Source organism: Escherichia sp. E3659 (genome assembly GCF_005781135.1).
Classification (GTDB): Bacteria; Pseudomonadota; Gammaproteobacteria; order Enterobacterales; family Enterobacteriaceae; genus Escherichia.
Window position 1 is genome coordinate 1 of the sequence record NZ_VATQ01000063.1, and the last position, 5,816, is coordinate 5,816.

The window sequence follows — 5,816 nt, forward strand, 5'->3', positions numbered from 1 at the left end:
ACTGCTCCTGATGTACGATGACGCCCAGTCCATTTACCGGCGGGAGCGGGCCCTGAACTTTTCTCTGGCCAGTGTGGGGATTCAGGCACAGGGACGCACTTCTGTCCTGCCGGTCAATTATCGTAATCCGAAACGCATTCTGCACTTTGCTTATGCATTCTCCCGCGAGTATTTTGAAAAACATCAGAACCGTGAAATACCGCTCGTTCAGCCACAGGCAGGCGGTGAAGAAGGCACAGAGCCGGAAATCCTGCGTTGTGCTTCTGAACGTGATGAAGCCAGACAGGTTGCAGACTGGCTGGAGAAGCGCCATGCCCTGTGCGGTCACTGGAGTGATATGGCTGTGCTGTGTCCGGCAGAGTTTTCAGTGAAAGAACTGACAGAGGTTATGACACAGCGTGGGATACCTTTTGCCACCTGCTTTGACAAGGAAGGCAAGAAGACATACTCGCGACGCAAGGATGTGGTGCATTTACTGACGTACCAGAGCAGTAAGGGGCTGGAGTTTCCGTATGTGGCGGTTATCAATGCTTCTTTCGTTCACTCTGGCGCTGCGGATGAGTCTGAAGTGATTCCGGTGCTTTATGTTGCGTTCACCCGGGCAACCCGTGAATTACTGGTGACCTGTTACCGTGAAAACAGTATCAGTCGTCACCTTGAGGATTTTGCATAATACCGGACCATTTCTTTATTCCGGGCTTTCACCATACTGTTATTATCAGGTTTATTTAATTCGCCATGAACCCGTTATTTAACGATATTCAGATGCGTCTTTTTCATCTTAATCATTCTCCGTATTCCTGGCACTGGAATGTCAGATTCAGACCCCAGGAAGCCATATATACTGGTAACGATACCTGTCAATATCACCATTACCTGTAATCAGTCAGGTTTTCATTTAACCCGGGACGGACAACGGGTATTCACTGAACGTTATATCAGAAACCTTAATGAGCTGTTACCGGTTCTGAAACGGCGATGGGATGTGACACCGGCAATTATCCGCGCGGTGGAATACCTTTCCCGGGTACAGGTACCACACTGATGTTCTTTCCGTAACGGTTAATCATGATTTAATACAGCAACACCGAATCTGCCGATGACTTCTGAAGTGAAACTGAAAACCGGTGGTGACCCCCGGTCATTACCGGATTATGCTGCCCTGCGCGATGAAATCAGCAAACTGACCCACCCGGCACGCCCGGATGTGGACTGGCGTTATGTGGAGACGCTCTGCCTGCGTCTGTATGAACACAATGGCGTGGAATTACAGACAGCATCCTGGTACACCATCGCCCGGATGCATACAACAGGGTTAAGTGGCCTGAATGAAGGGCTGGCTCTGATTGTGGCGCTGACCCGGCATCACTGGTCAGTGATGTGGCCGCTGAATACCCACGCCCGGCTGGAAATTATTACCGGTCTGTTCAACCGTCTGCAAAAAACGCTCCGGGCCATGCCACCGGACGACCGTGACAACCTGCCCCTGCTGTATCAGACCGAAACATTCCTGAAGGCACTGAGTGACACACTGGCCCGGCACGAACTTAAACAGAGCAGTAAAGTGGCTTTACCGGAAGCCATGGTGAAGGGATATATCACCCGTCTGGAAAATCAGCCGGTGCAGGGCGAAGCGTCGTCACCGGTAACCCTTCCGGCTCAGGCACTCCGGTCTGATGCTCGGGACGTACAGGAACATCAGCCCCTGCTGCACTCCCGTCTGGTGTATGTTGTTTCTGAAACAAAAACAGAGCCCACACCCTCCCTTCAAAAATCCCCGCCCATGTTTCTGAAGCCGTTTTTGGTTGGTGTCTGTGCGGCATTGCTGGCTGTCAGCGTGGCCATTCAGGGATGGCAGTTTCTGACACAGCCATCACCGGCAGAGCAGCAACTCAGGGCGCTGCTGACACCACCACCGGATGTGCTTTCAGCAGACCAGATGACACAGCTCAGCAGAACACCCTCACTGTTAAATCATGCGTCAGAGTGGATAACCCTTTCCGGTCAACAGATAACGCGACTGACAGAATTACCCCTGGCATACAACCTGCAGCGCAGTGCGCAGCTACTGCAGCAACTGATGGTACTTTTCCCCGACAATCCCCGGGTACAGGACATGGTGGATAACTGGCAGAAGAGTGTAAGGAGTCGTGCGCTCCCGGAAGAGGCGATGACGGGTTGGAATGAAGGCATGACCCGCTTACAGCAGCTGGCTGAACGCCTGAACCGTCTGGATGAACAGCGGGGAAAATACATGACGGTCAGTGAACTGAAAACGGAGGTGTTTGGCATCATGCAGGCTTTTAACCGGCATATCCCGGCAGAAGAGCGGTTACGTCGCTATGGTGAAGTTCGCGACCAGAATGGCAGTGAACAGCAGCAAAAACAAATGGAAAATGCCCTTGCTGAACTAATGAGTCGTTACTGGATTCTTGAGCGTGGATTTCTGAATGGTGAATATAAATTAATATCAGAATCAGGGAATAATTAGACAACATAAGTATTTTCTTTTTGGGGGATTTAATTTATGAGATCAAAATTATTAAATATCTTTGTAAAAAATATAGGTTGTATAGGTCCTGAGGGAGTTAAGGTAAAACTTGATGATATTCTTTGTCTGGTTGGTCCTAATAATTCAGGAAAGACAACAATCTTAAGGGCTTATGAGTTAGCATACAATCCAAATTCTTTTAATATTCATAGTGATCGATGTAACTGGGCGCAGAAAAATGAACTTTCGCAAGTTATTCTTGAGGTTCATATTCCTGAAGGTATAGGGAATGTTGATGAGAAATGGAAAATTATTGATGGCAGCAATAGAATCGTCAGAAGTTTATGGGTTTGGGATGAAACGGGAAAACCAACAAGAAAAACATGGGATCCTCAGACTGAAGACTGGTCAGAGGACAGCAAGGCCGGTGGAGCCGATAATGTTTTTAAATCACGTTTGCCAAGACCAATGCGAATTAGATCACTGGATGATGCAGCGACTACAGAAGAGACATTACTCACTCTTGCGTTGACTCCCTTAGTGAAAGAGTTGAAGGCTCTGGAGTGTAATAAAGAGTCACAAATATCAAAAGTTAAAGCAGCTTTGGTTAAAGCTGTAAATGAGATCGCTGAACCTCATCAAGAACGATTTTCTTCTATTTCTCGACAAATTCAGACAGGGTTTCAACATGTCTTTCCTGCTCTTGGTGTTCAGCTCAGTGTTGAAATGAATCCACCTGAGCTTAAAATAGACAATTTATTAAAGCAGGGGTCTGGTTTATTAGTCAAAGAGGCTGCGGGAAACTCTCGCATTGGGCAACAGGGGACAGGAGCAAGACGAGCTCTTTTTTGGGCAATGCTCCAGGTTCATAATGAAATTAGCCGACAAAATGAAAAGCGAGAAGCTCTTCTTAAATCCTTTAGAGAACAACTTAAAAAAGAGGTGAGGAAAAATGTAAAAAGTGAAAATATAAATCTCCTGAAACAACAAATAGATGCTATTGAAAATGGCGCCCCTGTTCCTGAAGATACAGACGATCCAGCCTTGCCCGGATATATTCTTTTAATGGATGAGCCAGAAAATGCGTTACACCCAATGGCTGCCAGAGCGGCGCAAGCGCATCTTTATGAACTTGGTAAACATCCAGATTGGCAGGTGCTATTAACAACTCATTCACCATACTTTATAAACCCTCTTGAGGATCATACTACGATTGCTCGTATGCAACGTTCAACAGATGGGAAATCACTTTCTCCACGCTTGTATGTGGCTGATGAAGCTAACTTCTCACCTGATGAGAAAGATAATTTACAGGCACTACAACTTACAGATATTGGTTTTGCTGAAATATTTTTGGGGAGTTATCCAATTATTGTTGAAGGTGATACTGAACATGCGGCATTTATTTCAGCAATCACTAAAGAAAAACATGAGATGTCAGGTAAGGTAAGTATTGTCAGAGCCAGAGGTAAGGCGGTTCTGGTTCCTTTGATAAAGATGTTAAATCATTTTAAAGCAGATTTTGGGATTGTACATGATATTGATTGGCCTTATCGTAGAGATGGTTCTAATAATGGTTCATGGACGCTTAATACGATCATTAGAAATGAGATTATAAAATGCAGGAATAATGGGCAAAAAGTATATCATCGTTGGAGTGTCCCCGATTTTGAGCGTTTTTTAGGTGGTGAGGAGTTGGGGAAAGATAAACCCTATACAGCATTTAATCGAATTTCGCGCGATGAAAAATTAAAAGAAAAGATTCAAAATCTTATAATTAATTTGTTTGAAGGGGAGTGTTATGATCCTGATGACTTTGAACCCGATGATGATTTTAATACTCAACTCATGGAGCAATTAAAAGTATGGGCAAAAAATAATGATGAAAGTGATAATGTTCGCGTTGTGGGGTGTTGATTATAACATTGGTTGATGGCTAAATTTCATATAAATAACTTTGCATAACCAATTCGGTTTTACTGTTTTTATATAAAGCCTTTAGGACGAGGAGGAAGGGGAAGTGTTGCAATTTATTCAGTGAGATAGTTTGTTTGTGGAGTATTTAAACAATTTTCGGTGATTGTCTGTTGTTCAGGATAGTATGGCGAATATGAATGGTAAATATAATGTCAGGAGTGAATTGTTAGCTCGTTGTATCGGAACAGGTAGATTGAAAGGAGATGTGGTAAGTGATTTTATTGGGTTTAATGGTAGCAAACAGGTAGGTTATGTTTTATTAACTTTATTTTTAATAAAAGTAATAAATCCTGATTTTCTCTCTCATTATCGTATATTTAATCGTTTTTTGCGTTATGAGAGAAAAGTTATGGATATATATAATTCTTTGAGTGATATAGAAGTTGATTGTATTTGCCGGGAAGTGATGGCTATATATGAACATACTCAGCGATGCTGCAACGAAAAGAAAATTACAACTGTCCAGTTAGGCAGGAAACTTAATGGCAGGTATGCAGATATGATTGCTGAGTTAAAAGAAACAGCAGAGATGAGGGGGGAGGGGGTAATTTCTTTTGAGATGGATATATTGAATTCTTTTAATGATGCGGATGAATATCACGGACGTGTTAAACTGGAATTGGATATACCTGCTTCAGATATATTATATTGCCATGATTTTATTGATTCAAAACATGTAAACTCCTGGCTGGTTGAACCACATGAGTGGGTGGTTATTAATCGTTCTCTTACTGGGATTGTTACAGTGCCAGTATCAGCAATAAAAATCTCTTAATGAAAAAATTATGTATGTAACTTACTTTATATATATAAGGGTAAAAACAGTCCCGGTAGTAATTAAATATTATTTAATGTTTATTGCTATGTGTTGGAGATATAAGCGGGTTTCTTTTGCATAAAGTAAAAATAAATGAATGATAATTTTTTAACGGAGAAAGTCCTTACTGGAGAGAATGTTCTGCGTGCAGCAATTGCTCGTATTGAGTGGATTTTTGAAACATTTCCATCAGTTTGTCTCTCTTTTTCCGGTGGTAAAGATTCCACCGTGCTTTTCCACCTTGTGGCAGAGGTAGCCCGCAGGAGAAAACGTCATTTTTCTGTATTGTTCATTGACTGGGAGGCTCAGTACCAGTGCACAATTGCACACATTCTGAAGATGAGGGAGATGTATCGGGATGTGACGGAGACTTTTTACTGGGTGGCACTCCCCCTGACTACGGTAAACGGTGTCTCTCAGTTTCAACCGGAGTGGATATGCTGGGAGTCTGGTGTGACCTGGGTTCGCCAGCCACCGGAATACGCCATTACGGATATGGCGTATTTTCCTTTTTACCGGTATGCCATGACG

The 5,816-nt window shown here is 43.6% G+C and carries 4 protein-coding genes and 4 pseudogenes; all 8 read left to right on the forward strand.

Translation table 11 applies throughout. The features are described from left to right. Positions 1-673, forward strand: a 673-nt coding sequence (locus tag FEK47_RS24600; RefSeq protein WP_171020869.1) for a 3'-5' exonuclease, incomplete at its 5' end; no start/stop codon positions are given. A gap of 65 nt (positions 674-738) precedes the next feature. Beyond that, positions 739-1,045, forward strand: a pseudogene (locus FEK47_RS25595) (hypothetical protein). Between the two features lie 54 nt (positions 1,046-1,099). Next, positions 1,100-1,414: pseudogene (locus FEK47_RS25600) on the forward strand (type VI secretion system ImpA family N-terminal domain-containing protein); the annotation flags it as partial. 324 nt (positions 1,415-1,738) lie between these two features. Continuing rightward, positions 1,739-1,888: pseudogene (locus FEK47_RS25605) on the forward strand (hypothetical protein); the annotation flags it as partial. Positions 1,889-2,062: 174 nt separating this feature from the next. Next, positions 2,063-2,491, forward strand: a pseudogene (locus FEK47_RS25610) (VasL domain-containing protein); the annotation flags it as partial. Between the two features lie 36 nt (positions 2,492-2,527). Further along, positions 2,528-4,408, forward strand: coding sequence for an AAA family ATPase (locus tag FEK47_RS24615; protein ID WP_240727912.1), 1,881 nt, complete (start codon positions 2,528-2,530; stop codon positions 4,406-4,408). A 193-nt stretch (positions 4,409-4,601) separates the two neighbouring features. Continuing rightward, on the forward strand, positions 4,602-5,243 hold the full coding sequence (locus FEK47_RS24620; protein WP_024193172.1) for a hypothetical protein: 642 nt from the start codon (positions 4,602-4,604) through the stop codon (positions 5,241-5,243). A 135-nt stretch (positions 5,244-5,378) separates the two neighbouring features. Beyond that, positions 5,379-5,816 (forward strand): phosphoadenosine phosphosulfate reductase family protein (locus FEK47_RS24625; RefSeq protein ID WP_171020870.1); only part of this gene is annotated, 438 nt, incomplete at its 3' end.

What these genes read in the sequence shown, in the direction of transcription:
- FEK47_RS24615 (WP_240727912.1), top strand. Translation starts at nt 2,528, where the DNA reads ATGAGATCAAAATTATTAAATATCTTTGTAAAAAATATAGGTTGTATA.
- FEK47_RS24620 (WP_024193172.1), top strand. Translation starts at nt 4,602, where the DNA reads ATGAATGGTAAATATAATGTCAGGAGTGAATTGTTAGCTCGTTGTATC.